This window comes from Ramlibacter sp. (assembly GCF_028292805.1).
In the GTDB taxonomy this organism is placed as follows: Bacteria; Pseudomonadota; Gammaproteobacteria; order Burkholderiales; family Burkholderiaceae_C; genus Ramlibacter.
In genome coordinates this window covers 1-4122 of the sequence record NZ_JAQGLS010000258.1, presented here as the reverse complement: position 1 = coordinate 4122, position 4122 = coordinate 1, and the positions used below count along the sequence as shown (strand labels likewise).

At 70.9% G+C, this 4122-nt stretch carries 4 protein-coding genes and 1 pseudogene; 1 reads left to right on the top strand and 4 read right to left on the bottom strand.

Annotation, left to right across the window (positions count from 1 at the left end):
• Positions 1–474 (top strand): glutaminase (locus tag JWP65_RS16010; protein ID WP_299765474.1); only part of this gene is annotated, 474 nt, incomplete at its 5' end.
• Between the two features lie 300 nt (positions 475–774).
• Here JWP65_RS16010 and JWP65_RS16005 read toward each other — a convergent pair.
• The 4 genes and pseudogenes from JWP65_RS16005 to JWP65_RS15990 all read right to left on the bottom strand — a co-directional run.
• Positions 775–2091 carry a pitrilysin family protein gene (locus JWP65_RS16005; protein ID WP_299765472.1) on the bottom strand — a complete coding sequence of 439 codons (1317 nt, stop codon included), beginning with the start codon at positions 2089–2091 and terminating at the stop codon, positions 775–777.
• 19 nt (positions 2092–2110) lie between these two features.
• The gene (locus JWP65_RS16000; RefSeq protein ID WP_299765470.1) at positions 2111–2782 is read right to left on the bottom strand and encodes a hypothetical protein; all 672 of its coding nucleotides are present in this window, start codon (positions 2780–2782) and stop codon (positions 2111–2113) included.
• A 10-nt stretch (positions 2783–2792) separates the two neighbouring features.
• Positions 2793–3764 (bottom strand): tripartite tricarboxylate transporter substrate binding protein, encoded by a 972-nt coding sequence (locus tag JWP65_RS15995; protein ID WP_299765467.1) that lies wholly within the window; start codon positions 3762–3764, stop codon positions 2793–2795.
• Between the two features lie 2 nt (positions 3765–3766).
• Positions 3767–4122: pseudogene (locus JWP65_RS15990) on the bottom strand (adenosine deaminase); the annotation flags it as partial.

The window sequence follows — 4122 nt, the reverse complement described above, 5'->3', positions numbered from 1 at the left end:
GCGTTCGACGAGGAGGTTGCGGCATCGGAGAGCGCCTCCGGCTTTCGCAACATCGCGCTTGCGAACTTCATGAAAAGCTTCGGCCGCATCGACAACGACGTGGCCGCCGTGCTGGACGTGTACTTCCACCACTGCGCGGTGCGAATGAGCTGCCTGCAACTGGCGCGCGCCGCCGGCTTCCTGTGTCGCGACGGCATCCACCCCTTCACGGGCAACCAGATCCTGACCGAGCGACAGGCGCGCCGCGTCAATGCGCTGATGCTGACTTGCGGAACCTACGATGCCGCGGGCGAGTTCGCTTTCCGCATCGGGCTGCCCTGCAAGAGCGGCGTCGGCGGCGGCATCGTGGCCGTGGTGCCGGACCGCCTGACCTTGTGCGTGTGGTCGCCGGCACTGGAGCCCAGCGGCAACTCGCTGCTGGGGATGAAGGCGCTGGAACTGTTCGCCGCCAGGACCGGGCTGTCGATCTTCTGACCGACGCGACGACAACAAAGAGGAGGAGACACCATGGAGCTTTTCCATGACGTCGGGCCTGCGCTGGAACGAAGCCTACGGCGAGCCCAACTCGGACGTGGCGCGCTTGAACCAGCACACAGCCCGAAAGGGGTCGACGCGCTGGTGAGCTACCTGGGCCGCTGCCGCGCGAAGCGCCGCCCGGCACGCGCTGGAACGACAGCACCGGCGAGCCTGGCCGGCCAGGCGCGGGACGCGTGCTACCGCGCCGGGCAGCAGGCGGTCGAGGCCGAAGCCGCGGTCACGGCGCAGGCTGGTTCGTCACGCCGAGGCTGCGGCCAGCGTCGCCGCCAGCTGCTTGGCCGCCTTGGCGGTGGCGGCCTTGCCGGTGATCGCCAGCGCCGGCGCGGCCTGCAGCATGCGCTCGAACACGGCGCGCACTTCGTCGGCGGTGATGGATTCGATCAGCGCGATGGTCTCTTCGGTCGAGGTGATCGTGCCACGCACGAACAGCTCCTCGATCGCGCGCTCCATCGTGGCGTAGGTGCGCTCGGCCGATCGCACGCGCGCCACCGCCAGCTGGTTCTTGGCCCGCTCCAGGTGCACCGGGTCGATCGCGCGCGCATGCTCGCGCAGCAGCCCGCCGGTGGCCGTCATCAACTGCTCCAGCTTGTCCGGGGTGGTGATGGCATGGACCACGAAGTTGAACCAGGCATCACCGTGTTCCGAGGTCGATTCCGCGGTGTAGGCCAGGCCCAGCCGCTCGCGCACGGTGTCGGTCAGCGGCGCCGACATGCCGCCGCCAAACAGGGTCGCGGCCATAGCTGCGGCCAGCCGCCAGCGCTGCTGCGGCAACTCTTGCGCCGCTGCCGGGGCGATCGGCCAGGCCAGGTTGACGAACACCTGCGACACCTGGGCAAAGCGCCGGCCCATGGCGCTGCCAACGAAGGCCGGCGGCGCCGGCGGCTGGGCGTCGGCGGCCTGCGGCATGCCGGCGAACAGCTGTTCGGCCAACGCCAGGAAAGCGTCCACGTCGAAGTTGCCGGCCGCGGCGACCACCGTCTTGTTGGCGACGTAGTGCGAGCGCACGTGCGCCACCAGGTCGTCGCGGTTGAAGCGCTCGATGTTCTCCAGGGTGCCGATCACCGGCATTCCCATCGGGTGCTCGCCCCAGAGCGCGCGGTCCAGCAGTTCGCTGGAGCTTTCCTCGGGATCTTCGGCGTACTCGATCGCTTCCTGCCGGATCACCTCCAGCTCGCGCTTGAGTTCGACTTCGGGAAAGGTGCTGTTCAGGACGATGTCGGCCGTCATCGTCAAAAAGCGCTCGGCATGCCGGCCCAGGCCGGTCATGAAGTAGCCGGTGGTGTCCTTGCTGGTGTAGGCGTTGACGTCGGCGCCCAGTCGCTCGGCGTCCAGGTTGATGGCCTGCACCGTGCGGCTGGCCGTGCCCTTGAAGGCCATGTGCTCCAGCACGTGGCTGATGCCGCTGGTGGCCGGCGTCTCGTCGCGCGACCCCACCCGCAGGAACACGCCGACGCTGGCACTTTGCACGTGGGGCAGGGGGATCGCCAGCAGCCGCACCCCGTTCGGGAGCGTCTTCAGGATCGGCGGCTGGGGGGAGGCGGGCGGCAGGGTCAAGGCGGTGGGCGGGACGGCGTCAATGGGGATCGTCCAAGTATGGCAGCAGCGCCTTGGCCGCCTCGATGCGCAGCGCCAGCGGGGCGGCGCGGTCGTTCATCACCTCGAGCAAGAAGGCTTTCGGGGTCGTTGCCGCGCCGCCGGCGGCGGCCTGCGGGGCTTGCGCCGCCTCGGGCGTGGCGAGCAGCCGGGCCAGCGCGCGTCCCAGTTCGGCCGGCTTGATGCTGGTCAGGCGCGACAGCAACTCGGCCTGCTGGTCCAGGCCGGGCGGCAGGTCCAGCCACGGCTCCTCGACGAACAGGGCGGCCAGGTCTTGCGCCAGGAAGGCGGACCAATTCCCGGGCCTGGCCTCGACCGGCGGCGGCGTCACGGCGGCGCCCTGGAACGGATGCAGCGCGAGCCGCTCCGGCGCGATGTCGGCCAGGTAGCGCCGGCGCAGCTGCTCAAGGAAGTTGGCGGCTTCGGCGGCCGGTACCGCGTGCGCCAGCGAGAACCAGAGCTGGTAGCCGTCGACACCGGAGACGGCGATGGCCGGTGCGGGCAGCTCGAGCTCGGCCTGCACGCCTTGCCAGACCCGGGACAAGGCCTCCCAGCTGGCCGGCCGCGCCAGCTCCAGCACCATCGCCCGCACCTGGCCCGGCGCCGCGGGCGCCGGGTAGAGCCGGTGCAGCTCGGTGTCCAGGCGGTTCATGGTGCGACGCTCATTCCTTGATGTTGGCGCTGCGCACGATCTTGCCGTAGCGCTCCGACTCGGCCCGCACGAAGCGGCCGAGGTCGTCGGCCGAACCGGTGCCGGGCACCGCGCCTTGCTCGCGCAGCTTGGCGGCGACGTCCGGCTCCTTCAGCACGGCACTGAGTTCCTCGTTCAGGCGCTGGACGATGGCCGGCGGGGTGCCGGCCGGCGCGAACAGCCCGGTCCAGCTCACCATCGAGTAGCCCTTCAGGCCCGGCATCTCGGCCAGGGCCGGCACCTGCGGCAGCGCCGCCAGGCGGGTCGGGCCGGTCACGCCCAGCGCGCGCAGCCGGCCGGAGGCCACCTGCGGAATCGCCGTGGTGCTGATCAGCATGGCGCTGTCGACCTGACCGCCGATCACGTCGCTGACGATCTGGGCGCCGCCGCGGTACGGCACGTGGGTGACGAAGATGCCGCTGCGCTCCTTGAGCAGTTCCATCGCCAGCTGCAGCACGGTGCCGACGCCGGAGGTGGCATAGGTCAGGTGCCCGGGCTTGGCCCTGGCCTGGGCCAGGAACTCGGCGTACGTCTTGACCGGCAGGCGCGGGCCGGCCACCAGCACCATCGGCGCGGTGTTGAGCATGGCCACCGGCGCCAGCCCTTGCAGCGGGTTGAAGCGGTAGGCAGCGGGGTTGATCAGCGGGGCGATCGCCATCGCGCTGTCGGTGCCCGCCACCAGCGTGTAGCCGTCGGGCGCGGCGGCGGCCGCCTTGGCCAGGCCGACCGCGCCGCCGGCGCCGGCCACGTTGTCGATCACCACCGACTGCTTGAGCCGCTCGGACAAGCGCTGCGCCACCAGCCGGGCGTTGGCGTCGACGCTGCCGCCCGCGGTGTAGGGAACGATCAGGGTGATCGCCTTGCCGCCGGGCCACTGGCCCTGGGCCAGGGCGAGTGACGGCAGCAGCGCCGCCAGCGGCAGCAGGAGTTTGAAGGGAACCATGGTCAGCTTTCGAGGGGAATGGAATCGGGCAGGTGGCGCGCCCGCAGGGCGTCGAATTCGGCGCCCCAGAGGGCGCGCCAGCGGGCCTGCTGGGCGGGGTCGATCCAGGCGGCAGCTAGGCCGTTCATCATGAAGCCGCGCAGATCGTCGATGGAAAAGCCGAAGTCGCGCACCATCATCAGCCAGGCCTGCGTCGGCGTGACCTGGTGCAGCGTCGGGTCGTCGGTGTTCGGGTGGATGCGCAGGCCCAGCCCCGGCATGCGGCGGATCGGGTGGTCCAGCGCCCAGCGCTCCGGCGCCAGCGTGCGCAGGTAGTAGGAGTTGGTCGGCACCACGGTGAAGATCACGCCGCGGGCGG